Origin of the sequence: uncultured Polaribacter sp. (genome assembly GCF_947503875.1) — a bacterium.
In the GTDB taxonomy this organism is placed as follows: Bacteria; Bacteroidota; Bacteroidia; order Flavobacteriales; family Flavobacteriaceae; genus Polaribacter.
The window spans coordinates 223161-246415 of sequence record NZ_CANNFH010000004.1; the positions used below are offsets into that span (position 1 = coordinate 223161).

Annotated in this window: 29 protein-coding genes; 16 read left to right on the top strand and 13 right to left on the bottom strand. The window is 29.6% G+C overall.

Annotated features, from left to right (window positions below; genetic code table 11):
- Positions 1 to 57 precede the first annotated feature (57 nt).
- A complete protein-coding gene (locus Q0684_RS08075) occupies positions 58 to 600 on the top strand; it encodes a pyridoxamine 5'-phosphate oxidase family protein (protein WP_299014979.1) in 543 nt (180 codons plus the stop codon).
- Between the two features lie 12 nt (positions 601 to 612).
- Here Q0684_RS08075 and Q0684_RS08080 read toward each other — a convergent pair whose 3' ends face one another.
- Entirely contained in the window at positions 613 to 1047 is a 435-nt protein-coding gene (locus Q0684_RS08080) for a TerB family tellurite resistance protein (protein WP_299014982.1), read from the bottom strand.
- Positions 1048 to 1109: 62 nt separating this feature from the next.
- Positions 1110 to 1550 (bottom strand): TerB family tellurite resistance protein, encoded by a 441-nt coding sequence (locus tag Q0684_RS08085; protein WP_299014985.1) that lies wholly within the window; start codon positions 1548 to 1550, stop codon positions 1110 to 1112.
- Between the two features lie 163 nt (positions 1551 to 1713).
- Here Q0684_RS08085 and Q0684_RS08090 point away from each other — a divergent pair, with 163 nt between their 5' ends.
- Positions 1714 to 3372, top strand: a complete 1659-nt coding sequence (locus Q0684_RS08090) for a glycerol-3-phosphate dehydrogenase/oxidase (RefSeq protein ID WP_299014987.1) — start codon at positions 1714 to 1716, stop codon at positions 3370 to 3372.
- A gap of 8 nt (positions 3373 to 3380) precedes the next feature.
- On the opposite strand, the gene Q0684_RS08095 is transcribed toward Q0684_RS08090, so the two are convergent.
- Entirely contained in the window at positions 3381 to 4085 is a 705-nt protein-coding gene (locus Q0684_RS08095; protein WP_299014989.1) for a TIGR04283 family arsenosugar biosynthesis glycosyltransferase, read from the bottom strand.
- 22 nt (positions 4086 to 4107) lie between these two features.
- Here Q0684_RS08095 and Q0684_RS08100 point away from each other — a divergent pair, with 22 nt between their 5' ends.
- Positions 4108 to 4872: a DUF547 domain-containing protein gene (locus tag Q0684_RS08100; RefSeq protein ID WP_299014992.1), complete on the top strand. Its 765-nt coding sequence runs from the start codon at positions 4108 to 4110 to the stop codon at positions 4870 to 4872.
- 17 nt (positions 4873 to 4889) lie between these two features.
- Here Q0684_RS08100 and Q0684_RS08105 read toward each other — a convergent pair whose 3' ends face one another.
- From Q0684_RS08105 to Q0684_RS08115, 3 genes are all read right to left on the bottom strand, one after another.
- Positions 4890 to 6179 (bottom strand): MFS transporter, encoded by a 1290-nt coding sequence (locus Q0684_RS08105; protein ID WP_299014995.1) that lies wholly within the window; start codon positions 6177 to 6179, stop codon positions 4890 to 4892.
- 4 nt (positions 6180 to 6183) lie between these two features.
- Positions 6184 to 6843 (bottom strand): hypothetical protein, encoded by a 660-nt coding sequence (locus Q0684_RS08110; protein ID WP_299014998.1) that lies wholly within the window; start codon positions 6841 to 6843, stop codon positions 6184 to 6186.
- Between the two features lie 80 nt (positions 6844 to 6923).
- Positions 6924 to 7919 carry an NAD(P)H-dependent glycerol-3-phosphate dehydrogenase gene (locus Q0684_RS08115; RefSeq protein ID WP_299015001.1) on the bottom strand — a complete coding sequence of 332 codons (996 nt, stop codon included), beginning with the start codon at positions 7917 to 7919 and terminating at the stop codon, positions 6924 to 6926.
- Positions 7920 to 8040: 121 nt separating this feature from the next.
- Here Q0684_RS08115 and dut point away from each other — a divergent pair, with 121 nt between their 5' ends.
- The 5 genes from dut (at position 8041) to Q0684_RS08140 (ending at position 10192) form a co-directional block, all read left to right on the top strand.
- Positions 8041 to 8472 carry a dUTP diphosphatase gene (gene dut, locus Q0684_RS08120; RefSeq protein ID WP_299015004.1) on the top strand — a complete coding sequence of 144 codons (432 nt, stop codon included), beginning with the start codon at positions 8041 to 8043 and terminating at the stop codon, positions 8470 to 8472.
- 60 nt (positions 8473 to 8532) lie between these two features.
- The gene (locus Q0684_RS08125) at positions 8533 to 8685 is read left to right on the top strand and encodes a PspC domain-containing protein (protein WP_299015007.1); all 153 of its coding nucleotides are present in this window, start codon (positions 8533 to 8535) and stop codon (positions 8683 to 8685) included.
- A 198-nt stretch (positions 8686 to 8883) separates the two neighbouring features.
- On the top strand, positions 8884 to 9177 hold the full coding sequence (locus Q0684_RS08130; protein ID WP_299015010.1) for a type II toxin-antitoxin system HigB family toxin: 294 nt from the start codon (positions 8884 to 8886) through the stop codon (positions 9175 to 9177).
- A 1-nt stretch (position 9178) separates the two neighbouring features.
- On the top strand, positions 9179 to 9535 hold the full coding sequence (locus tag Q0684_RS08135) for a helix-turn-helix domain-containing protein (protein WP_101902747.1): 357 nt from the start codon (positions 9179 to 9181) through the stop codon (positions 9533 to 9535).
- Positions 9536 to 9670: 135 nt separating this feature from the next.
- Positions 9671 to 10192: a hypothetical protein gene (locus tag Q0684_RS08140; protein WP_299015013.1), complete on the top strand. Its 522-nt coding sequence runs from the start codon at positions 9671 to 9673 to the stop codon at positions 10190 to 10192.
- Between the two features lie 206 nt (positions 10193 to 10398).
- Here the strand turns inward: Q0684_RS08140 and recA are convergent, their stop codons facing one another.
- On the bottom strand, positions 10399 to 11409 hold the full coding sequence (gene recA / locus Q0684_RS08145) for a recombinase RecA (protein ID WP_298762839.1): 1011 nt from the start codon (positions 11407 to 11409) through the stop codon (positions 10399 to 10401).
- Positions 11410 to 11522: 113 nt separating this feature from the next.
- On the opposite strand from recA, the gene Q0684_RS08150 reads away from it, so the two are divergent.
- The 3 genes from Q0684_RS08150 to Q0684_RS08160 are packed head-to-tail and all read left to right on the top strand — an operon-like array spanning position 11523 to position 13704.
- Positions 11523 to 12314 carry an aldose 1-epimerase gene (locus Q0684_RS08150; protein WP_299015016.1) on the top strand — a complete coding sequence of 264 codons (792 nt, stop codon included), beginning with the start codon at positions 11523 to 11525 and terminating at the stop codon, positions 12312 to 12314.
- On the top strand, positions 12295 to 13119 hold the full coding sequence (locus Q0684_RS08155; RefSeq protein WP_299015019.1) for an alpha/beta hydrolase: 825 nt from the start codon (positions 12295 to 12297) through the stop codon (positions 13117 to 13119). Before Q0684_RS08150 ends, Q0684_RS08155 begins: the two co-directional genes overlap by 20 nt.
- Positions 13120 to 13137: 18 nt before the next feature.
- Positions 13138 to 13704 (top strand): pseudouridine synthase, encoded by a 567-nt coding sequence (locus tag Q0684_RS08160; protein ID WP_299015554.1) that lies wholly within the window; start codon positions 13138 to 13140, stop codon positions 13702 to 13704.
- Between the two features lie 268 nt (positions 13705 to 13972).
- Here the strand turns inward: Q0684_RS08160 and Q0684_RS08165 are convergent, their stop codons facing one another.
- The 3 genes from Q0684_RS08165 to Q0684_RS08175 all read right to left on the bottom strand — a co-directional run bounded on the left by Q0684_RS08165 (position 13973) and on the right by Q0684_RS08175 (position 15722).
- Positions 13973 to 14413, bottom strand: a complete 441-nt coding sequence (locus Q0684_RS08165; protein WP_299015022.1) for a GNAT family N-acetyltransferase — start codon at positions 14411 to 14413, stop codon at positions 13973 to 13975.
- 73 nt (positions 14414 to 14486) lie between these two features.
- Positions 14487 to 14921 carry a ribose 5-phosphate isomerase B gene (gene rpiB, locus Q0684_RS08170; RefSeq protein ID WP_299015025.1) on the bottom strand — a complete coding sequence of 145 codons (435 nt, stop codon included), beginning with the start codon at positions 14919 to 14921 and terminating at the stop codon, positions 14487 to 14489.
- Positions 14922 to 15551: 630 nt separating this feature from the next.
- Positions 15552 to 15722: a hypothetical protein gene (locus Q0684_RS08175; protein ID WP_299015028.1), complete on the bottom strand. Its 171-nt coding sequence runs from the start codon at positions 15720 to 15722 to the stop codon at positions 15552 to 15554.
- Between the two features lie 424 nt (positions 15723 to 16146).
- Here Q0684_RS08175 and rnr point away from each other — a divergent pair, with 424 nt between their 5' ends.
- The 5 genes from rnr to tatA all read left to right on the top strand — a co-directional run bounded on the left by rnr (position 16147) and on the right by tatA (position 19818).
- Entirely contained in the window at positions 16147 to 18366 is a 2220-nt protein-coding gene (rnr, locus tag Q0684_RS08180) for a ribonuclease R (protein ID WP_299015032.1), read from the top strand.
- A gap of 151 nt (positions 18367 to 18517) precedes the next feature.
- Positions 18518 to 18592: a hypothetical protein gene (locus Q0684_RS13520; RefSeq protein WP_366140201.1), complete on the top strand. Its 75-nt coding sequence runs from the start codon at positions 18518 to 18520 to the stop codon at positions 18590 to 18592.
- Between the two features lie 41 nt (positions 18593 to 18633).
- Positions 18634 to 18795 (top strand): heavy metal-binding domain-containing protein, encoded by a 162-nt coding sequence (locus tag Q0684_RS08185; RefSeq protein ID WP_299015034.1) that lies wholly within the window; start codon positions 18634 to 18636, stop codon positions 18793 to 18795.
- Positions 18796 to 18884: 89 nt separating this feature from the next.
- On the top strand, positions 18885 to 19574 hold the full coding sequence (locus Q0684_RS08190) for a head GIN domain-containing protein (protein WP_299015037.1): 690 nt from the start codon (positions 18885 to 18887) through the stop codon (positions 19572 to 19574).
- A gap of 55 nt (positions 19575 to 19629) precedes the next feature.
- Positions 19630 to 19818, top strand: a complete 189-nt coding sequence (gene tatA, locus Q0684_RS08195) for a twin-arginine translocase TatA/TatE family subunit (protein ID WP_299015040.1) — start codon at positions 19630 to 19632, stop codon at positions 19816 to 19818.
- Between the two features lie 390 nt (positions 19819 to 20208).
- Here the strand turns inward: tatA and Q0684_RS08200 are convergent, their stop codons facing one another.
- The 3 genes from Q0684_RS08200 to gltX all read right to left on the bottom strand — a co-directional run bounded on the left by Q0684_RS08200 (position 20209) and on the right by gltX (position 23149).
- Positions 20209 to 20526 carry a heavy metal-binding domain-containing protein gene (locus tag Q0684_RS08200; RefSeq protein WP_299015042.1) on the bottom strand — a complete coding sequence of 106 codons (318 nt, stop codon included), beginning with the start codon at positions 20524 to 20526 and terminating at the stop codon, positions 20209 to 20211.
- A 2-nt stretch (positions 20527 to 20528) separates the two neighbouring features.
- Entirely contained in the window at positions 20529 to 21452 is a 924-nt protein-coding gene (locus Q0684_RS08205; RefSeq protein ID WP_299015045.1) for an SPFH domain-containing protein, read from the bottom strand.
- 164 nt (positions 21453 to 21616) lie between these two features.
- The gene (gene gltX, locus Q0684_RS08210; RefSeq protein ID WP_299015048.1) at positions 21617 to 23149 is read right to left on the bottom strand and encodes a glutamate--tRNA ligase; all 1533 of its coding nucleotides are present in this window, start codon (positions 23147 to 23149) and stop codon (positions 21617 to 21619) included.
- Between the last annotated feature and the right edge of the window lie 106 nt (positions 23150 to 23255).

Here is a 23255-nt window from a genome sequence, read left to right on the forward strand (position 1 = left end):
ATCAAATTAATATTTTAAGATGTTGTAAATTTGTAGTCCTTAAAATACATAAAATCAATGTCTAAATTCTACGAAAAAATAACGGCAAGACTTCAGCAATTTATAGCAGCTCAAAAAATATTTTTTGTAGCCACTGCGCCTAATTCTGGTCGCATAAATTTATCACCTAAAGGCATGGATTCTTTTAGAGTTATAAATGAAAACCGTGTTTTGTGGTTAAATGTTACAGGTAGTGGAAACGAAACTGCAGCGCATTTACTAGAAAATAAACGCATTACACTTATGTTTTGTTCTTTTGAAGGTGCACCAAACATTTTACGTTTGTACGGAAAAGGAAAAGAAATAAAAGAAGGTGATGCTTCTTGGGACGAATTGATATCGTTATTTCCAAAAACACCAGGAACGCGTCAAATTTTTGACATTACCATAGACTCTGCCCAAACTTCTTGTGGCATGTCCATTCCCTTTTTTGATTACAAAGGCGAAAGAAATGAACTTAATGATTGGGCAGCAAAGCAAGGAAAAGAAGGCATTCAAAAATACTGGAAAGATAAAAATCAAACCAGTATAGATGGTTTACCTACCAACTTATTAAAATAAGTCTATTTAATTTTAAGCTCTATTCACTTTTTTAATTTCCGTTATAAAACCTTCTAAATCTATATTTGTTTTTACCAAGGCTATTGCTTTTTCGCAAACACCATCTAAATTTTTAGAAGAAAACCCTAAACCAATTGCTATTTTTCGCATTAATTTTACCTCTTCTTCTGCCACCTCTCCATCTACCAAAACCATTTGCGTTAAACCGTGCAAACGCGTTATTCTTTCCTCTGAATTTCCTGGTGGATTAATAGGATATTTCTCTGGATTCTCTAAAATTTTAATAAAACTAGATTGACTAATATTTAATCGTTTTGCTATTTGTAATAACAAATGTTCTTCTTCTATAGTTATTTTATGATCTGCTTTTGCAATTTTTACAATGTTTGCAAAGTGCCCTCTATTTTGTTTTTGTTTTCCGTTTGTATATATTTCTGATAATCCCATATTTTTTTCTTTAAAGATATAACATTTCGAACATAAAAGAAATATACAGATAAAAAAATTACCTAATCTCTTGCTCTATTTACTTTACTAACCTCTTTTATAAAAGTGTCTAAATCTGTTCTTGCTATGGCAAGTTCTAATGCTCTTTGGCATACTTTAGTCACATTTTTAGAAGAAAAACCCAAACCTACAGCAATTTTATTTAACAATTTTACTTGCTTGTCTGTAACATCACCATCTGCTAAAATCATGTGCGTTAAATTTCGTAAACGTGCTATTCTTTCTTCAAAATTTGTTGGTGGATTTATTGGAAAACTTTCTGGATTCTCTAAAATTCTACAAAAACTAAGCACACTTAAGTTTAAACTTTTTGCCATACAATTTAAAAAAAGATACTCTTCTTCTGTTATTTTATCATCTGCTTTTGCAATTTTTACAATATTTGCAAAGTGCCCTCTATTCTGCTTTTGTTTTCCGTTTGTATATATTTCTGATAATCCCATATGTTTATGTTTTCTAAATTAGGTCGTATTAATTATTTAGAACTATACTAAATAATGTTTAAAATTTGTTAAATATTTAATCATAAATAACACTACCCTTTTGTATTTTATTTTAAATTAGTGGCTTACTTCTTTTTTAGACTTTAAAAAACAACAATTATATATGAGTACTTTTTCACATTTAAATAGAACCAAAATTACAGCTAACTTAAAATCAACTGAATTTGATGTTCTTATTATTGGAGGTGGAATTACAGGAGCAGGTATTGCTTTAGACGCTGCCTCTAGAGGTATGAAAGTTGCTTTAATAGAAAAGGGAGATTTTGCTTCAGGAACATCTAGTAAGTCTACAAAACTAATTCATGGTGGTTTGCGTTACTTAAAGCAATTCGATTTTTGGTTGGTGAAAGAAGTAGGTACAGAACGTGCAATTGTACACCAATTAGCACCACATTTAGTTGTGCCAGAAAAAATGTTATTGCCTTTAATTGATGGTGGAACTTACGGTTCTTGGTTAACGTCTATTGGCTTAAAAGTATACGATATTTTGGCAGCCGTAGAAGGCGAAGACAAACGTAAAATGCTAGAAAAAGACGAGGCTTTAACCAAAGAACCTCTCTTACCAGAAGCTATTTTAAACGGTGCAGGTTATTATGCAGAATACAGAACAGATGATGCGCGTTTAACTTTAGAGGTTTTAAAAACGGCTTTAAATTACAATGCAAACATTATAAATTATACAGCAGCAACCGAATTTATTTATGAAGAAAATAGAGTGGTTGGTGCAAAAGTAAAAGATGTTTTTTCTGGTGATGAATTTGCCATAAAAGCAAAATATGTAGTAAATGCAACAGGACCTTGGGTAGACACTTTAAGGCAAACCAACAAATCTAAAGTTGGCAAACGTTTGCACTTAACAAAAGGTGTACATTTGGTAGTTGCTCATGATAAATTGCCTGTAAAACAATCGGTTTATTTTGATGTGCCAGATGGCAGAATGATGTTTGCAATTCCGCGTGGAAACGTAACGTATTTTGGTACAACAGATACCAATTATCAAGAAGATAAAGACAATGTTACCACAAGCTTGGTAGATGCAACCTACTTAATTGCTGCTGTAAACAATATGTTTCCAGAAATTAATATTTCTATAGAAGATGTGCAATCTTCTTGGGCAGGTTTACGTCCTTTAATTCATGAAGAAGGAAAATCTGCTAGTGAATTGTCTAGAAAAGACGAAATTTTTGTGTCTGATACAGAACTCATTTCTATTGCTGGTGGTAAATTAACAGGTTACCGTAAAATGGCAGAACGTATTGTAGATTTAGTAGCTAAAAAATACAAAAGAAGATTTGACAAAGAATTTGGCGAAATTAAAACCAAAGAAATTATTCTTTCTGGCGGTACTTTTAAAAATTACGATGAAGTAAAAAGTTATACAGATGCCATACAAAATAGAATAACAGAAGTTGGTTTTAACAGAAAAGATGCTGAATATTTGGTGCATAATTATGGACAACAAACAGATAGTATTTTGCAAATTTATGATGATTTGTCTTTACAAATGTCTGAAGAAGGTGAACCTAAAAAAATGCTAAAAGCAGAAGTTTTATTTGCCATACAAAACGAAATGACTTGCACACCTACAGACTTTTTTATGCGCAGAACTGGAAGACTATTTTTTAACGCACCTAGCGTAATTGAACATAAAGATTTTGTGGTAAACCTATTTAAAGAAGCCTTTTCTTGGGATGCCAAAACAACAGCAAAACATTTACAAGAATTGGAAAAAGAGTTAGAAACTGCTACCACATTTCATTAAAAAGTAGCTTAAACACTTTCTCTTAAGAGACTTTTATACGTTTTTCTTAGTTTTAAAGGGTTTACACCCAATTTATAAAGTAAAAAAACATAACCGTTTATAGCATTTACTTTAAGCCAAGAATTGTGCTCGTATTTTCTAGCACTTACTATGGCTTTAGACTGTATAATTGTATACGGAATTTTATGCTTTCTAACCTTATCTATCATTTCAAAATCTTCCATAATACAAAAGGTTTCATTGTATCCTTTAAGTGCTTTAAAAACCTCTTTTGTAAAAAATTGACATTGATCTCCACCACCTGCAAAAAGACCATCTTTAGTTGTAAACCTACTATTTACATTTAATAAAAACGTTTCTTTATCAAATTTATAGGCAAAAAAACCGGCTTTATTTCCTTTATTTACTGCATTTGTAACTTCATTATAAAAATCTTCTGGTAATTGATTGTCTGCATGTAAAAACAACAAAATATCACCTTTTGCCTTATTCGCACCAAAATTCATTTGGGCAGCTCTTCCTTTTTTTTCTGACTGTAAATACTTAACTTTATCAAAGTTCTTGCAAACTTTAGCGCTTTCGTCTGTAGTTTCTGGAGAATTGGAAACAATAATTTCTATTGAAAATTTGTTAGCTTGTTCGCATAAAAACGACAACCTTTTTACAAGGTTTTCTTGTTCATTATAAACAGGAATTATAATACTTAACATCATGCTTAAACATACGTATTTTTATATGAAACAGCTTTTTTTATGTGCACTACTATTATTTAGTTCTATAAGTTTTTCACAAGATAAAATAAATTACGAAGCAATTTCACAACAATTGCTACATAATATTATGGCAGGTAATACCTACCAAAAAGAAGTGCAAATTTTAGAGAAAAGTACTTTAAATGAACTGGTAAATCAACTAAAAACCGACCAACAGAAAATTGCATTTTGGGTAAATGTTTACAATGCTTTTATACAAATCTCTTTAACTGAAAAACCTGCATTGTACGAAAATAGAGGCGATTTTTTTAGTGATAAAAGAGTAAAAATTGCCGGAGAAATTTTATCTTTTGATGATATTGAGCATGGAATTATAAGAAAATCTAGAATTAAAATTAGTTTAGGATACCTTAGAAAATGGTTTAACCCAAATTGGGAACGTAAATTACGCATTAACGGCAAAATCGATTGGCGCGTGCATTTTGCTTTAAACTGTGGTGCAAAAAGTTGTCCTCCTGTTGCCATTTATTCGTCAGAAAATTTAGACAAAGAATTTGATTTTATGACCACAGCTTACTTAAAAGAACAAACTTCTTATAATTCTGAAACAAAAACGGCAACTTCTGTGGCTTTAATGTCTTGGTTTAGAGGTGATTTTAACGGTACTTCTGGAGCCAAAAAAATACTACATCAATATAAAATAACACCAGAAAAACCAAACAATTTAAATTTTAAAACGTATGATTGGACGCTTTTACTAGGTAATTTTAGAACGATTCCTAACTAAGTTTCAAGTTCGAAATATTAGGTTTCATTCGTTTCTGTAACACTTTCCTTTTCGTTTTCTTCAATCTCTTTTGTTAAATCTAAGTTTCTTAAAGTTGGGTTTACTGCACCAATGGTAACTACTGTAATTAAGGTCATTGTTCCACCAAAAACTACAGCTGCAACTGGCCCTAATAATTTGGCTGCTAAACCACTTTCAAAAGCACCCAACTCGTTAGAAGAACCCACAAACATAGAGTTTACAGAAGATACTCTACCACGCATATCGTCTGGTGTTTTTAACTGTAAAATGGTTTGTCTTATTACCATAGAAATTCCATCAGCAGCACCACTTATAAACAATGCCAGCACACTTACCCAAAAAATAGAAGACAACCCAAAAGCAATAATACTTAATCCAAATATAAAAACAGAAACCAACATTTTTGTACCTGTGTTTTTGTTGATAGGAATGTAGGTTGTTAGAAACATGGTTACAATACTTCCCATAGAAATAGATGCGTTTAAAATACCAAAACCTTCTGGTCCAACTTTTAAAACATCTTGTGCAAAAACCGATAAAATTGCTACTGTTCCACCAAATAAAACAGCAATCATATCTAAGGTTAAAACGCCTAAAATTTCTTTGGTTTTAAATACAAATTTTACTCCAGCTTTTAAACTTTCTTTCATTGGCTCACCAATTTTTTTGTTTAAAATTGGTTTCTTTTTAATTAAAAACAAAAAACAGAAAGAGAGCAATACTAAAATAAACACTAAGCACAATGTTTTGTCTACACCCAGCCAGCTTATAAAAAAACCACCAAATAAAGCACCAGAAACAGATGCTGTTTTCCAAGTACTTGTGCTCCAAGTTGCAGCATTATGATATATTTTTTTGGGAACTAAAAGTGCTACTAAAGAAAAAATAGTAGGCCCAAAAAAGGAACGTAAAAATCCGCCGAAAAAAACCAATGCATAAATAGCATATAATACACTATTTGTAGACCAATTGCCAATTATTGCATCCGACGTTAGGAGAAACAAACCCAAACTGATTAAAGAAAAAGCTGCTGTACAAATTGCAAGTAAGTTTCTTTTTTCTCTTTGATCTACAATATGACCTGCAAAAAGTGCCATAGAAAATGCTGGAATAATTTCCATTAAGCCAATAATACCAAGTGATAAAGGGTCTTTTGTAATTGAATATACTTGCCACTCTATGACAATAAATTGCATAGACCAGCCAAAAACCAATAAGAATCTAACAAATAAAAAAATATTGAATTCTCTAATTCGAAGTGCCGCGTAAGGATCGTTTTTAGACATGAATTTAAGTCAATTTCATGTCCATTAAAATGGCAAAAGTTTGATTAATGTCTTCTTCTTTCACCACAATTGTCATTTCATTTGTAGTAGAAATAATTTCTTGTAATGGAATATCTGCCCAAGCCAATTGCTTTAAAATAAAGTAATAAATACCAGATTGTTCTTGGTTTTCTTTGGGTAGCTTTATGGTAATTGATGCCAAATCTAACACGCTAGAAATTATAGTTTCCTTCTCAAAAATATCTTTTACAAAAGGTTCTAAATTTTTACTAGTAACAATATTAGTTTCAAAAATACCTTGAGAAACTGTTAAAAAATAATCTGAACTCTCTGAAGATTTCATTAATATTTTAGCAATTTCTTTAAGTAAAGAAGTAGTATTTTTAAAAGTAAAATCGCATAAATCAGACCGTACAATAACATCACCCAAATCTAAGGCAAGTTTTTTAATGTTTTTTCTAATACGCAATTCACTTGCAGGAGAAAGCCTGTTAATTGCCATCATAACCGCGCCAACTTTTACGTCTTTCTTTAAAATTGTGGCTACTTCTGGTAAAATTATTCTTGCTAAAGAAGAAACATTTATCAGTTTTTCATTTAAAGCTTCTTCAATAAAAGGTGTTTTTCTAATGGTGCTTTCTACAACCTCTTGTATGGTTTTCATGATTTTTGTTTAAATTTATAAACGAATGTTCAAAAATAAACTAAAAATATGAAGTGACCGCAAAGAAATAGAAAGAAGAATTAATCTAACAATTCTGTTAACTTTTTAAACTCTTTTTTAGGGTCTTTTCCTTTGTATAAAATACTGTGCACTGTACAAATAATAGGTGTTTTTGCCTTGTTATCTTCTTTAATATTGTAAGCACTTTTGGTAGCATAATAGCCTTCTGCAATCATACTCATTTCCATTTGTGCAGATTTTACAGTATATCCTTTACCAATCATGTTACCAAATTGCCTGTTTCTACTAAAAACAGAATACCCAGTTACTAACAAATCTCCTAAATAAGCAGAGTTATTAATGTTACGTTTCATTTTATGAACTTTCTTAATAAAACGTTTCATTTCTCTAATGGCGTTGCTCATTAAAACCGACTGAAAATTATCTCCATAACCCAAACCATGTGCAATACCAGCTGCAACTGCATAAATATTTTTTAACATGGCAGCATATTCTGTTCCAATAATATCGTCGGATATTTTAGTTTTTATATACCAACTTTGCAAAGAATTGCCCAATAATTCTGCCTTGTTTTCGTCTTTACAAGCAATGGTTAAATAAGATAGTCTTTCCATTGCTACCTCTTCTGCATGACAAGGACCTGTAATTACACCTATATTTTCTAACGGAATGTTGTATTTCTCATTAAAATGCTCGCCAACTATTAAACCTGTTTCTGGTACAATACCTTTAATTGCCGAAAAAATGATTTTATTTTCTAAAGATTGGGTTAATTTTTCTAATTCTGAAGTTAAAAAAGCAGAAGGAATCGCAAATATTAAAATATCATAATTGGTGACAATGGCATTAATATCATCATACAAATCTAACTGTTTTGCATACACATCTGCAGCTCTTAAATAATTAGGGTTATGATCATTTTCTTTAATATGTGCAATGGTTGTAGCATTACGCATATACCAACCAACAGTTTCTAAATTTTCTTGTAACATTTTTACAATAGCAGTTGCCCAACTTCCTCCTCCTAAAACCGCTATTTTCTTGGAATCATTCATAAATCATTCTTTTGGTAGCTCAAAAGTAATAAAACTATACTCTTTTTATCAATGCAAATGCGAATTATTATATTTGTACAACTACAATATACGTTAAACTTTAGCTTTTTAAGCAAATACTATGAATGTACAAATTATAAATAAATCGAAACATGCCACACCAAATTATGAAACAGCAGGTGCTGCAGGAATGGATTTACGCGCAAATATTAATGAAACAATTACACTAAAACCTTTAGAAAGAGCTATTGTAAAAACTGGTTTATTTATAGCATTACCTATTGGTTTTGAAGCTCAAGTAAGACCAAGAAGTGGTTTGGCTGCCAAAAAAGGAATAACTGTTTTAAACTCTCCAGGAACTGTAGATGCAGATTATAGAGGAGAAATTGGTGTAATTTTAGTAAATTTATCTAACGAAGATTTTGTAATTAATGATGGTGAACGTATTGCACAATTAGTAATTGCCAAACATGAACGTATAAATTGGCAAGAAGTAGAAGTTTTAAGCGAAACTGAACGTGGTGCAGGTGGTTTTGGAAGTACAGGTGTTTAAGCCTTTTTAATTCCCCAAAGGGGGAAAACTGTTTTGAAAAAATATGAAAATAAATAAATTATGATTTTAGGCGTATGTGAATGGTTGAGTACAAGAACAAATTTTACCACAAAAAATTATAGAATACTCTTTGTATTATTGGTTTTATTAGGTGGTTTTGGTATTGGTGCTTATTTAATTTTATGGTTGGTAAAAGTATTGTCTAAAGATTAGTTTTAAGTGAATTGTGGCTGTGTTTTAATTTAGGTTGAATATTAAGTTTTAAATTTCTGAAATAAACAGTAATTGTTCTATTTCAATAAATTTATAGCCATTTTCTTCTAAATTTAAAAGTAGTTGTAGCCAATAAAAAAATCGAAACAAATAACCAAATTGGTAACTTTTTATTACATTTGCTTAAATTAATGGAAAGTGAGAATTATTGCAAAACGAACTTTACGAAATTTCTGGACTAAACATTCAGATTCCGAACAACAATTAACAGCTTGGTACAGAGAAACCGAAAAAGCAAATTGGGAATCCTTAAATGAATTAAAAAAAGAATATCCAAGTGCTAGTATTTTAAAAGAAAATAGAGTCGTATTTAACATTAAAGGAAATAATTATAGACTAATTGTTAAATTTAATTTAGAATATCAAATTTGTTGGATAAGATTTATAGGAACTCACGTCGAATATGACAAAATAAACGCAAACGAAATTTAAGATGAATATAAGACCAATAAAAAACGAAACAGATTACTTAAATGCTCTTGAAAGACTTGAAGTAATTTTTGATGCTAAAAAAGGAACAAAAAAAGGAGACGAATTAGAAATACTTTCAATATTAATTGACAAATACGAAAACGAAACTTCTCCAATTGGATTTCCTGACCCAATTGAGGCTATTAAATTTAGAATGGAACAAATGGGTTTGAAACAGAAAGATTTGGCTGAAGTTGTTGGATTTAAAAGTAGAGTTAGTGAAATTTTAAATAAAAAAAGAAAATTGACATTGGAAATGATTAGAAACTTAAATTTAAAATTACACATTCCTACTGAAGTTTTAGTACAGGATTATTAAAATTACCGGTGCTAACAGTGCGTATAGTTTATTGCTATTTATGGCAACTTTGGAAAGTTTCTGCGTACTTTAAGTGTAGTAAATTTACGCGCAACCAAATAAAGAAAAAGGCATGTATAAATTAAACTATCAAAAATGAAAAACAAAGCATATTTGATTGTTGTCATATTAATTGGTAGTTTGTTCAACGCTTGCGATTCAAACGATTTAGAATACCAAAACAAGTTTGAAACCAGTAAAAAAATTTGGTTGGATTTTAAAGAAACTTCCAACGACTCATACAAATACATTGTAACATTTGTTTCTTGGGTAGGATTCCGTTGGGAAACTACAATAATCGTTGAAAATGGAATTGTAATTCAAAGGGATTTTGAATACACTTTTACAGAAGGTTTATCAACTGAAATTAAGCAAGACGAACTCGAATGGACAGAAACAGGTGCTAAAATAGGCACTCATAAAAACGGAGCTAAACCATTTACATTAGACGAAATTTATAATAAAGCCGAAAATGATTGGCTAATTGAGAGAGATTATACAACAACTTACTTTGAGACCGAAAATAACGGAATGATTTCCACCTGTGGCTATGAAAACAAGCGATGTATGGACGATTGTTTTACTGGCGTTAGAATTAAAATTATAGAACCTCTATAAAATCGGCACTAGTTCAACTTACAATTTTTAAAGCCTTGCTGCGCAATTTTTATAAATAAAAAACTACTACCAAACCTAAGTTTAATAGTAGTTCAAAATATTGTATTTGAATTTTCAAAAAGATCCCGATGTAAAATCGGCACTAGTTCAACTTACAATTTTTTAGTGCATTGCTGCGCAACTTTAAAAAATTGATTTTCAGTAGCCTACTCTTGATTGTCAATAGCTTCTTTAATTTTACCTTCTAACTCGTCCATTAAATCTGGATTTTCTTTAATTAAACCTTTTACAGCATCTCTACCTTGGCCTAATTTGGTTTCTCCATAACTAAACCAAGAACCACTTTTCTTAACAATACCCAATTCAACACCAATATCTAAAATTTCTCCAACTTTAGAAATTCCTTGTCCGTACATAATATCAAATTCTGCAATCTGAAAAGGAGGTGCTACTTTATTTTTTACAATTTTTACTTTGGTACTGTTTCCAATAACTTTATCGCCATCTTTAATTTGCGTTCTTCTACGAATATCTAAACGCACAGATGCATAAAATTTTAAAGCATTACCACCAGTTGTCGTTTCTGGATTCCCAAACATTACCCCAATTTTTTCACGCAATTGGTTAATAAAAATAACTGTACAATTTGTTTTAGAAATAGTACCCGTTAATTTACGCAAAGCCTGAGACATTAAACGCGCATGTAAACCCATTTTAGAGTCTCCCATTTCACCTTCAATTTCAGATTTTGGTGTTAATGCAGCAACGGAATCAATTACTACAATATCTATAGCTCCAGAACGTATTAAATTGTCTGCAATTTCTAACGCTTGCTCTCCATGATCTGGCTGCGATATAATTAAGTTTTCTATATCTACACCTAAGTTCTCTGCATAAAAACGGTCAAAAGCGTGTTCTGCATCAATAAATGCAGCAATACCACCCGCTTTTTGAGCTTCTGCAATTGCATGTATTGTTAATGTTGTTTTACCAGAAGATTCTGGTCCGTAAATTTCTATTACTCTACCTCTTGGATAACCACCTACGCCTAAGGCTAAATCTAAACCTAAAGAACCAGAAGAAATTGCTTCTATATCTTCAACTACAGCGTCTCCCATTTTCATTACAGAACCTTTACCGTAAGTTTTATCTAACTTATCTAAAGTTAACTGTAATGCCTTTAATTTTGCTTGTTTTTCCTTATCTGCTGCTGCCATAAAATCTGCTATTATTTATAATTTTAAAAGTATAGCAAGTTACAAAAAACTCTGCCTAAAATCCTAAAAAATAATTTCGATTTTTGTAGTATAATTATTGTAAATTTAAAACCATGAAAAATACAATTACCCTTAAAAATATTAACAGCATTGTAAAAATAGAAAAAGGAGAATTAATTTCTTTTAAAGTTGATGATAAGGAATACATTCACCAAAAAGGAAGGAAAGGTTGGAGAAAATCTGATGATGAAATGTTTCCTGTAATTGGACCTTTATCTAAAAATAATTATCGTTTACACACCAAAAAAGGCGATGCTATTTTAGATCAACATGGTTTGTTAAGAGAAATGGAGTATGACCTTTTTTCTGCTGATGAAACCTCTGCAAAATTTAGAAAAGTGTATGCTCAAAATACACCTTTACAAAATGCAAAATTCCCAAAAAAATCTCCAGAAGAATTCGTTTTTTGGCCTTTTGATTTTACCTTCGAAAAACATTTTACACTAAAAGATAATACATTAACCATAGATTTTAGCTTTACTTCAGAAACTGGTATGCCTTTTATGTTAGGGTATCATCCTGCTTTTTTATTATCTAATACAGGTGCAGATACTTTAGTCGCAAATAATACAAAAATTACATTATCAGAAATTTACAAAGCTGGCCATAATGCGTTTCCTGTATTACATACCAATAAAATTATTCTAGAAAATTCCGATAGAAATCATCTAGAAATTACTACGAAAAACTTCAATAATTTTATGTTATGGACGCCTGTTGATAACATGTTGTGTATAGAACCTATTACACAATATACTTCTTATACAGACGAAAAATTCTCTGAAGAAAATATGTCTATTTCTTCTGGAAAAGAAAGTTTTTCTTTTGAAATTAAAGTACTTTAACAACAAAACCTTATTAATTATGTACAATACGTTTAAATATTCTTTACTTTTTAGTTTACTAATTTTATTTTCTTGTAAAAATAAACCTACCAATACCAGTGATGTTTCAGCAGAAAAAAATACGGAAAATTTGGTACAAAAAACAACCATTACATTTCCTTCTAAAGATGGTTTGCCCATTACAGCAGATATTTATAAAACCAAGAGAGCAAAAATTAATGTTTTACTTTGCCATCAAGCAGGTTTTAGCAGAGGAGAATATTCAGATACTGCTTTAGAATTAACAAAACTTGGGTATGCTGTAATGGCTATAGACCAACGTTCTGGAAATGCAGTTAATAATATAAAAAATGAAACTAAATTAGCCGCAACTAAAAAAGGTTTAGGAACTACATATTTAGATGCAAAACAAGACATAGAAGGAGCTATAAATTATATTTTCACACAAAATGAAGGAGAAAAAATAATTGTAGTAGGTAGTTCTTATTCTGCTTCTTTAGCACTTTTAATTGGGGTTGATAATGAAAAAGTAAAAGCAGTTGCAGCTTTTAGTCCTGGTGAATATTTTAAAGAAATAAATATGAATAAAGAAATAAGTACCTATCAAAAACCTGTTTTTGTAACCTCTTCTTTATCTGAAAGTGAAAGTGTTACAATCTTAATAGATAAAATAGATACTAAATTTACCACACATTTTATACCAGAAGTAAAAGGCATACATGGTTCTAGAGCACTTTGGAAAACCACAGAAGGTTCTGAAAACTATTGGGCGTCTTTTACCAATTTTTTAAGTGCAATAAAATAAAAAAGGTTTTTAATTTTGATTGAAAAACACCGTCATTTTATCATTCATAAACCTTGGGGAATGATTTCTCAGTTTGTAAATCCTGCAAAACGAAAGAAAAAATTATTAGGAGATTTGTATGATTTTCCTACAGGAACTATGGCTATTGGACGTTTAGATGTACCTTCTGAAGGTTTACTTTTATTAACAACAGATGGTAAAGTTTCTGCAGAAATTAGAAGTAATAAATATGAGAAAGAATACTATGTACAAGTAGATGGTTTAATTACACACAAAGAAATTGAGCAATTAAAAACAGGTGTAGAAATTGGTTTTAATGGTAAAAAATACACCACAAAACCAAGTAAAGCTTGCATTATTTATGATCCAAAATTTCCTTTAAGAAGTCAGAAAATTAGAGATGAAAGACATGGCCCAACAAGTTGGATTTCGATATGTATAACAGAAGGAAAATTTAGACAAGTACGCAAAATGACAGCTGCTGTGGGTTACCCAACTTTGCGTTTAATTAGAGTTAGAGTTGGTAAAATTAAATTAGGTAAACTAGAAGTTAGTGCTGTTAAAGAAGTTGATAGTTTGTTGTAAATCATAGAATTTTACTAAAATATAAGTAAACTTTATACTTTTACTTTAAGAGAAGTCACATTACAAAACTTAAATTAAGAAGCTTAAACATAATTTAGAAATACTTGAGATTTCTCACTATCGCTAAAAATGACAGGATTCGTGCAGAAATTAATAAGTAAAAACACACTGGCCACTTTTACTTTAGGAAAAAGCACTTTAAAAACTTTAAAAAAGTATACAAATGTTAGATATTTATGATAATTAACTAAAAACCAACAACCAATAACTAACATCTATCCATTCTTATATGAGGAATGCCATCTTCTAAATATTGGGTTCCTACTTGTTTAAAACCCAAAGAATTGTAAAATTTGGTTAAATACACTTGGGCAGAAATGGTAATTTTATCAACCTTAAAATTTTCTTTTATGGTAGCTATAGAAGCTTCCATTAAATGATAACCATAACCAAATTTACGTTGCTTTTCTTGCACTACTACTCTACCAATACTTGCATTATCAAAATAATCTCTTGGTTTAAAAACTCTGGTATAAGCAATAATTTTATCCTCTTTAAAACCTAAAATATGTAATGCTTTTTGGTCTTTAAAATCTATGTCTTGATACACACAATCTTGTTCTACCACAAAAACGTCAGAACGTAATTGTAGTATTTGATACAATTCTGTTGTAGTTAATTCTTGGAAAGTTTTTGTGATGAAGTTCATTATTGAAAAAGATTTCTAGATACAAATTTTCTCATACTTCGAAAATTCACTCGAAATGACAACTTTTATTTATTTACCCAGCACATGAAATTTTACCAACTCTATTTTGGTGTCTTCCACCTTCAAAGGCTGTATTTAAAAAGATATCTACAAAACCAATAGCTTGTTGTAAAGACACAAAACGTGCAGGAATGGTTAAAATATTAGCATTATTATGTTGTCTTGTTAAAGCAACCAACTCATTATTCCAACACAAAGCAGCTCTTATACCTTGGTGTTTATTTGCTGTCATTTGTGCACCATTACCAGATCCACATAAAATAATACCAAGTTCAGCTTTACCAGATTCTACACAAGCTGCTGTTGGATGAATCGCATCAGGATAATCCATAGAAGCATCTGTATCTGTTCCAAAATTTAAAACATCATAACCTTTTTCTTCTAAATATTTTATAATTTCGAACTTGTATTCAGTTCCTGCGTGATCGTTTCCTATGGCAATTGTCATCATTTAATTATTTAATTTGTCATTACAATCTTATGCAGAAATCTATATTACAAAATAATCTATAGATTATTCTGTTTTGCTATCGCTTCAATCGGAATGACAGGTAGTTAGACAACAAAAATATAGAAATTAACGGTTATCAACAGTTATAAACAATGTTATTTTTTACATTTTTAATAACTACTTATTAATAAAGTATTTACCTATTTTAAGTAAATGTTAAGAAGTTGTATTGAAAAACTAGTAAGTATTTTTGGTAAATCTAATTATAATTATAATACACGGAAGTAAAGCAGATATGCAAATTTAATTTTAAGTTTTTGATAAAAGTTTATCAACATAAAATTTACAATTTGTTTACATAGAAAAGGAATTAAGTTATTGGTTATTTATAGTGAATACCTGTTTATAAGTTTTGTTAACAACTCTATTTTTAAGTTGATTTTTAAGCTTTTAAATACCTCATAAAATGTAAGTAGTTTTTAATAACTCAAATATTAAAATAAAAACATAAAATTTTATAGTAGCTATTCACATACTATTATAAACATCATAGTTTTTTAAAATTTTATAAAAGAAAAATAATTATAATATAGAATGTTGATAAGTCTCAAATTCAAAAAAGAATTTTTAATTTTTACGTTCAGCTTGTAAAAGGTAAGTAGTGTCTCTTTCTATTTTTGTAATACTTTTTTTAGTATCCGTTTTATTTAAAGAAGTATTTACTGTAATAATCGTTACAAATATTCCTGCAACAAAAATTAAAGCGAATAAAGCAATTACTTTATGTATTTTTTTCATGTTTTTTTACTTCTTTTTAGAGTAGACGTGTTATTAATCAAATCTTTACAAAATTTTAACATTAATGTAGTTTCTACTTGTAACATTTTACTGAAACCATAAATTTTATTAGAATTTAAGTTTAAAAGTTTTTTGTGTATATTTACAAAAGCTATCCGTTTATAATTGCTTTAACTAGGACTCTTCTCCACAAACGGAATATTCATTTTTAAATCTTTATCAATTTGATTGCATCAACAAAGTAGTATAGTAGTTTAAAAGAAAATTAGTTAAGATTTGAATTAGATTTTTCTCAAAAAAATATTTATTCAAGGTTTATAAAGGCATAATAAAAAGTAAATAGCAAAACAATTTCCTAACATTTTATTAATCAATAAAAATTAAAATATTTGTAATTTGCTACAATAGTAATAGTATAGAATACATGACAAGACGAAAGAAAAAAATATATAAAAAGAAAGGTAAAGTTGTAAAAGATTTAACTAAAAATATATTTAAAATATTAAACAAAGACGGCGCAAAATTTTTTAATTACAAACAAATTGCCGCAAAATTACAGATAGTAGATACAGAAGGTAAAAATCAAATCATTCAAAAATTAGCCGAATTAAAAGCTTCAAAAAAAATAAAAGAAGTAGACAAAGGTAAGTTTCAAATAAATGAGGATAGAAAGTACTCTTTAGGTACCTTAGATGTTACTTCTAATGGAAATGGTTATTTTATAACCGATGATTATGAACACGATATTTTTATACCCAATAATAATTTAGGTAAAGGTTTACAGGGTGATTTGGTTAGAGCTTATGTTTACAAAAGAAGACGTTCTAATAAATTAGAAGCAGATGTTGTAGAAATTATAGACCGTGCAAAAACTGAGTTTGTTGGAGTTTTACAAAAAAGCAAAAATTTTGGTTTTGTAATACCAGACAATCATAAAATGTACGCAGATATTTTTATTTCTGAAAGTAAAATGAATGGCGCAGAACATGGAGATAAAGTACAAGCAAAACTTTTAGATTGGCCAGAAAATTCTAAGAATCCTTTTGGTAAAATTACCAATGTTTTAGGTAAACCAGGAGACCATAACACAGAAATGCATTCTATTTTATTAGAGTATGATTTACCTTATGAATTTGAGCCAGAAGTAGAAAAAGAGGCAGAAAATTTACCGATAGAAATTACAGAAAAAGAGATTGCCAAACGTAGAGATATGCGTGGCGATTTAACGTTTACCATAGATCCAAAAGATGCCAAAGATTTTGATGATGCTTTGTCTTTTACCAAACTAGAAAATGGCAATTTTGAAGTAGGTATTCACATTGCAGATGTATCGCATTATTTACAGCCAGATACTGTTTTAGATGATGAAGCTTATGATAGAGCAACCTCTGTATATTTGGTAGATAGAGTAGTGCCAATGTTACCAGAAATGTTATCTAATGGCGTTTGTTCTTTAAGACCAAATGAAGAAAAACTAACCTTTTCTGCAGTTTTTGAAATCAATAAAAAAGCACAAATAGTAGGCGAGTGGTTTGGTAGAACTGTAACCTATTCAGACCAACGTTTTGCGTATGAAGAAGCACAAAGTATTATAGAAAATTGTAAACTTTCTGATGATATTAAACCTTACACAATGCCTTTAGAAACTTCTATAATCGATAAAGAATATGAAGTTACACCAGAAATTGTAGAAGCTACTTTAAAGTTAGATGAATTGGCTAAAATTCTGCGTAAAAAACGCATGAAACAAGGTGCTATTTCTTTTGATAGAGTAGAGGTGAAGTTTAATTTAGATGAAGAAGCAAATCCTGTTGGTGTTTTCTTTAAATCTTCTAAAGATGCGAATAAATTAATTGAAGAATTTATGTTATTGGCCAATAGAAAAGTAGCAGAATATATTGGTCGTAAACAAGGAAAACCATCAGGTAAAACATTTATTTATAGAGTACATGATGAGCCAGATATAGAAAAATTAGCTTCTTTACAAAACATAATTAGCAAGTTTGGGTATAAAATTAATACAGAAACTAAAGAATCTACATCAGAATCTTTAAATCAGTTATTAAATGATGTACAAGGTAAAGCAGAATCTAATATGATAGAAACCTTAACCATACGTTCTATGTCTAAAGCAGTGTATACCACACAAAATGTTGGGCATTATGGTTTGGCTTTTGATTATTATAGCCATTTTACATCGCCAATTAGGCGTTATCCAGATGTAATGACGCATAGATTACTGCAACATTATTTAAATGGCGGAGAAACGCCAAAACCCTTACTTTACGAAGAAAAATGTAAACATTCTTCTAAAAGAGAAGAATTAGCTTCTAAAGCAGAACGTTCATCTATAAAATACATGCAAGTTAAATACATGCAAGATCATAAAGATGAAGTTTTTGATGGGGTTATTACAGGTGTTACAGAATGGGGAATTTATGTAGAAATTTCTGCTAATAAATGTGAAGGAATGGTAAGAATTAGAGATATAAAAAGCGATTATTATATTTTTGATGAAGCACAATATGCAATTGTTGGGCAAGCAACCAAACATTTGTATCAGTTAGGAGACAACGTTAAAGTTCAAGTAAAAAAGACCGATTTAGAACGTAAACATTTAGATTTTAATCTAGTTGAAGACTAGTTCTGAATTTATTTGTCATTTCGACCTTGTGGAGAAATCTAATTAATGTTAGAGATTTTTCGACTTCATTTCATTTCGCGCAAAATGACATCATATAAAAATTTAAATCAAGATTTTAACAACAACGCAAAACATAGAAAATTTTAAAATTATAGATTATTTAGGCATTGTAACAGGTACAATTTATAATTCTAGTTACTCTAGTAAAGGAAAAAATATCCTTTAAAAATATGTTTTATTTTTCTAAGTATTATGATATGTATGCAGATGTTTAAAAAATTTAAAAGAACAAGCATTCAACGTTTAAAAGAAAATGCTTCTAAATTAGGTACAAATGCTGTAGTAGCTCTTCAAATAGACGTAGAACCTTTTGCAAATTCTAGTACAATTTTAGTTTCTATTTTGGGTACAGCTGTTAAAGTATCTTAAATTCATTCTTTTACACAATAAATTATACTATTTGCCTTTATATAAAAGGTATAGTAGTTGATTTTATTTTAAATATAAAATATATAATAATGAAAAAATTAAGCTTTATATGCCTGTTTTTTATTGCATTTTCAGCAATTGCACAAACAACGGTAACTAAAAATTTAGGAGATTATACAACCTTAAAAGTGTATAATGGTATAGCAGTTGAACTTATTAAATCTAATGAACAAAAATTAGAAATTACAGGTGCAAAAGCAAATATGGTTAAGATTAAAAATGTGAATAACATACTTAGATTGTCTTTACCATTTTCTTTAAAACCAGAAGACAATGCTGCAGAAGGAGAAGTATTAATTAAATTATATTACAACAGTATTATTAATGTAATAGATGCTAATGAAGGTGCTACTATAACAGGTAAAGATTTTACCCAAGATAAAGTAGAAGTAAATGCACAAGAAAGAGCGTTTATAAACTTAACTTTAAAAACTACTTATGTAACAGTTAGGGCTTCTTCTGGCGGAATTATTAAGCTTTCTGGTACAGCAAATAGCCAAGAAGTAAGTGTAGATTTGTATGGCATTTACCATGGTTACAATTTAAAAACATTAAATAATGCAACTATAAAATCGGGTACAGGCGCTAAAGCGGAAATTTTTGCGGGAGAAACTTTAAATGCAAAAGTTAGTTTTGGCGGTACAATTTTTTACAAAGGAAATCCTAAAGTGGTAAAAGATAAAAAGGTAATTGGCGGTATTATAGAGAAAAAGAATTAAGAAGATTTAAACTAGTTATTAGTTTTTGTATCTTTGTAGTCTAAAATACATAAAAATGAATAGTTTTTTAACGATATTTGGATTTATAGGCGGTACACAAGTTGTAATTATACTTGTGGTGGTGTTATTATTATTTGGTGGAAGAAAAATACCAGAATTAATGAAAGGTTTAGGAAGTGGTATTAAAGAGTTTAAAAATGCTGCAAAAGAAGAGCCAGAAGAGAAGTTAGAAGATAAAAATTAGCAGAAAGTTATATTTATAAGAAAAGCGCAATTTCAAAAGAAATTGCGCTTTTTTACTGTTAAATATATTTTTTAATTAACGTGAGTGCTATATAACTATTATAGTTTCTATGTTGTTAAAAATCAGTTATATGTCATTTAAAACGGAATAAAGTGTAGTTGAGAAATCTTGTATTTAATTAGAGATTGTAATATAAAATCAAAATTAAAATAATACTTAAAGCTAAAAATTATCAACCAAAACCCAAACTATGCATACCAGTAAAAGTCCTTTCCCTTTGGGAAGTTTAGGATGGTATTTAAATAGTATAAGTCGTAACATATTAATAAACAGTTTTTTTAAATCGAATTCATGTTAATTAGTGTAACTAATTTATAAATCAACAAAAATTTAAAGTCTTACAGCTGTTCCAGAGGCAGTTACCATTAACATTCCTCCATTTGCTCCTACTGTTTCGTAGTCTAAATCTATACCAACAATAGCATCTGCGCCTAATCTTTTTGCATTTTCTTGCATTTCTTTTAAGGCAGTATCTTTAGCTTCTCTTAATACTTTTTCATAAGAGCCAGATCTACCACCAACAATATCCCTTATTCCTGCAAAAAAATCTTTAAAAATATTTGCACCAATAATGGTTTCGCCAGTTACAATACCTAAATATTGCGTTGCTGGTCTATTTTCTACGGTAGGTGTTGTTGTAATTATCATAACTATTCTTTTAATTTTTTAGGTTTTTGGTTCTTCATAGCTTCTCCAATTTGATTACTAGCTGTAAAACTTGCTACCATATCATTTAGCATTTGGCTGCCTGCTTGTGGTGAGTTTGGTAATAAAATTAAGTTACTATTGGTTTCTTGTCCTATAGATTGTAAAGTGTCATAATGTTGTGTAACTACAATTAAAGCAGATGCCTCTTGGCTGTTAATACCTACTTTATTTAATACTTCTACAGATTCTTCTAATCCACGTGCAATTTCACGTCTTTGATCTGCAATACCTTGTCCTTGTAAACGTTTGCTTTCTGCTTCTGCTTTTGCACGTTCTACAATTAAAATACGTTGTGCATCACCTTCAAATTGTGCAGCAGTTTTTTCTCTATCTGCAGCATTAATTCTATTCATGGCAGCTTTTACTTGTGCATCTGGGTCTATATCTGTTACCAAAGTTTTTATAATATGGTAACCATAATCTGTCATATATTCTTGCAGTTCTCTTTTCACAGCAATGGCAATATCATCTTTTTTAACAAAAACATCATCTAATTTCATTTTTGGTACTTCTGCACGTACCACATCAAAAACAAAAGAGGTTATTTGGTCATGAGGATAATCTAATTTGTAAAAAGCATCATATACTTTTTCTTTTATTACTTTGTATTGTACAGAAACTTTTAGTTTCACAAAAACATCATCTAAAGTTTTGGTTTCTATAATTACATCTAATTGTTGAATTTTTAAGCTCAAACGACCCGCAATTCTATCAAAAACAGGTATTTTTAGCTGTAAACCAGATTGTCTAATACTTTGGAATTTTCCAAAACGTTCAATTATAGCAGCAGTTTGTTGTTTTACAATAAAAAAAACTGCCATTAAAAAGAAAACGGATAGTCCGATTGCAATAGGTATTATAATCATAAGTAAAGGTTTTAGTAGTTTATAATTCGTTTCTTGTAAAGATACTGAATTTCAGTATTTATTTATGTGACGCAACTTTTTTGAATTTGTTACAAAAAAAACTTCGGCAAAATTAGTATTTAATAGTACTAATTATGCCGAAGTTAAAATATACATGTTTTATTTTAAAGCTTTTCGATAGCGTTTTCTATTCTTAAAATAGTTTCTTGTTTACCAATAGTTGCAATAATGTCAAATAGATGAGGTCCTGCCAATTTACCAACTAAAGACAAACGTAAAGGTTGCATAACTTTACCAAAACCAATTTCTTTGTTGGTAATCCATTCTTTAATTTCTTTTTCAGTATTTGCTGATGAGAAATCTTCAATATTTTTAATAATTTCAACCAATTCTTGCATTAATTCAGGTGTTCCTTCTTTCCAGTTTTTCTTTACATTTTTTGCATCATATTCAGATGGTGTTTCAAAGAAATAAGAAGATAAATCCCATAAATCTTCCACAAAAATTGCTCTTTCCTTTATAGATGAAACTATTTTTTGAACTTGAGATTTCTCGTCTTCATTAGCAACTGAAATTCCTTTTTCAGTTAAAATTGGTAAAAATAGTTCAGTTACAGCTTCATCAGACTTTGTTTGCATGTATTGTTGTTGAAACCACTTGGTTTTATCTGGACTAAATTTTGCGCCAGATTTAGAAACACGTTTTAAATCGAAAGTTTCAACTAATGCTTCTAAAGAAAAAATTTCTTGTTCTGTTCCAGGATTCCATCCTAAAAAAGCCAACATATTTATAAAAGCGTCTGCAAAATAACCATCTTCTTTGTAACCTCTAGAAACATCACCAGTTGCTTCATTTGTATATTCTAAAGGAAAAACAGGGAAACCTAATTTATCACCATCTCTTTTGCTTAATTTACCTTTACCAACAGGTTTTAAAATTAAAGGTAAATGTGCAAATTTTGGTGAGTCCCAACCAAAAGCTTTGTATAATAAAACATGTAATGGCATAGAAGGTAACCATTCTTCACCACGTATTACATGAGAAATTTCCATTAAATGATCATCAACAATATTTGCTAAATGATAGGTTGGCATACCATCTGTTTTAAACAAAATTTTATCGTCTAAAGTATTGGTATCAATAGTTATATTGCCACGTATTTCGTCTTCCATTTGCAAGATTTCATCTTGTGGAGATTTAAAACGAATTACATAATTTTCGCCAGCATTTATCTTTGCTTGAACTTCTTCATCAGTTAAAACTAAAGAGTTTACCAAACGCCCTTTTTCACGATTGTGCCAATTGTAAATAAAGGTTTTACCTTCAGCTTCATGTCCTTTTCTATGTGCATCTAATTCTTCAGCAGTATCAAAAGCATAATATGCCCAACCTGTTTCTAATAAAATAGTTGCATATTTTTTATACAATTCTTTACGTTCAGATTGTCTGTAAGGACCAAATTTTTCGTTCTTATTAATTCCTTCATCAAAAGGAATATTACACCAATTTAAAGCATCTATTATATATTGTTCTGCATTGGCAACATAACGCGTTTGATCTGTATCTTCTATTCTTAAAATAAAAGTTCCGTTGTGTTTTTTGGCGAATAAATAATTATATAAAGCTGTTCTTACACCACCAATATGTAAAGGTCCTGTAGGACTTGGGGCAAAACGAACACGAACATTAGATTCCATTTTTTTGTTTTTTAAATGATTTATTTTAAAACGATAATGTCATTTTTAGCGGAATGAGATGGTGTTAAAAAATCTATGAAATTGGATTATTATTTAGATTTCTCCA

Bases quoted from the DNA above. Each gene is read 5' to 3' on its own strand.
- Q0684_RS08115 (WP_299015001.1), bottom strand. From the start codon at position 7,919: ATGAATGATTCCAAGAAAATAGCGGTTTTAGGAGGAGGAAGTTGGGCA.
- Q0684_RS08075 (WP_299014979.1), top strand. From the start codon at position 58: ATGTCTAAATTCTACGAAAAAATAACGGCAAGACTTCAGCAATTTATA.
- Q0684_RS08125 (WP_299015007.1), top strand. From the start codon at position 8,533: ATGATTTTAGGCGTATGTGAATGGTTGAGTACAAGAACAAATTTTACC.
- Q0684_RS08100 (WP_299014992.1), top strand. From the start codon at position 4,108: ATGAAACAGCTTTTTTTATGTGCACTACTATTATTTAGTTCTATAAGT.
- Q0684_RS08140 (WP_299015013.1), top strand. From the start codon at position 9,671: ATGAAAAACAAAGCATATTTGATTGTTGTCATATTAATTGGTAGTTTG.
- Q0684_RS08135 (WP_101902747.1), top strand. From the start codon at position 9,179: ATGAATATAAGACCAATAAAAAACGAAACAGATTACTTAAATGCTCTT.
- Q0684_RS08150 (WP_299015016.1), top strand. From the start codon at position 11,523: ATGAAAAATACAATTACCCTTAAAAATATTAACAGCATTGTAAAAATA.
- dut (WP_299015004.1), top strand. From the start codon at position 8,041: ATGAATGTACAAATTATAAATAAATCGAAACATGCCACACCAAATTAT.
- Q0684_RS08110 (WP_299014998.1), bottom strand. From the start codon at position 6,843: ATGAAAACCATACAAGAGGTTGTAGAAAGCACCATTAGAAAAACACCT.
- Q0684_RS08095 (WP_299014989.1), bottom strand. From the start codon at position 4,085: ATGATGTTAAGTATTATAATTCCTGTTTATAATGAACAAGAAAACCTT.
- Q0684_RS08205 (WP_299015045.1), bottom strand. From the start codon at position 21,452: ATGATTATAATACCTATTGCAATCGGACTATCCGTTTTCTTTTTAATG.
- Q0684_RS08080 (WP_299014982.1), bottom strand. From the start codon at position 1,047: ATGGGATTATCAGAAATATATACAAACGGAAAACAAAAACAAAATAGA.
- Q0684_RS08085 (WP_299014985.1), bottom strand. From the start codon at position 1,550: ATGGGATTATCAGAAATATATACAAACGGAAAACAAAAGCAGAATAGA.
- Q0684_RS08165 (WP_299015022.1), bottom strand. From the start codon at position 14,413: ATGAACTTCATCACAAAAACTTTCCAAGAATTAACTACAACAGAATTG.
- gltX (WP_299015048.1), bottom strand. From the start codon at position 23,149: ATGGAATCTAATGTTCGTGTTCGTTTTGCCCCAAGTCCTACAGGACCT.
- Q0684_RS08090 (WP_299014987.1), top strand. From the start codon at position 1,714: ATGAGTACTTTTTCACATTTAAATAGAACCAAAATTACAGCTAACTTA.
- Q0684_RS08175 (WP_299015028.1), bottom strand. From the start codon at position 15,722: ATGAAAAAAATACATAAAGTAATTGCTTTATTCGCTTTAATTTTTGTT.
- rnr (WP_299015032.1), top strand. From the start codon at position 16,147: ATGACAAGACGAAAGAAAAAAATATATAAAAAGAAAGGTAAAGTTGTA.
- Q0684_RS08185 (WP_299015034.1), top strand. From the start codon at position 18,634: ATGTTTAAAAAATTTAAAAGAACAAGCATTCAACGTTTAAAAGAAAAT.
- recA (WP_298762839.1), bottom strand. From the start codon at position 11,409: ATGGCAGCAGCAGATAAGGAAAAACAAGCAAAATTAAAGGCATTACAG.
- Q0684_RS08200 (WP_299015042.1), bottom strand. From the start codon at position 20,526: ATGATAATTACAACAACACCTACCGTAGAAAATAGACCAGCAACGCAA.
- tatA (WP_299015040.1), top strand. From the start codon at position 19,630: ATGAATAGTTTTTTAACGATATTTGGATTTATAGGCGGTACACAAGTT.
- rpiB (WP_299015025.1), bottom strand. From the start codon at position 14,921: ATGACAATTGCCATAGGAAACGATCACGCAGGAACTGAATACAAGTTC.
- Q0684_RS08105 (WP_299014995.1), bottom strand. From the start codon at position 6,179: ATGTCTAAAAACGATCCTTACGCGGCACTTCGAATTAGAGAATTCAAT.
- Q0684_RS08190 (WP_299015037.1), top strand. From the start codon at position 18,885: ATGAAAAAATTAAGCTTTATATGCCTGTTTTTTATTGCATTTTCAGCA.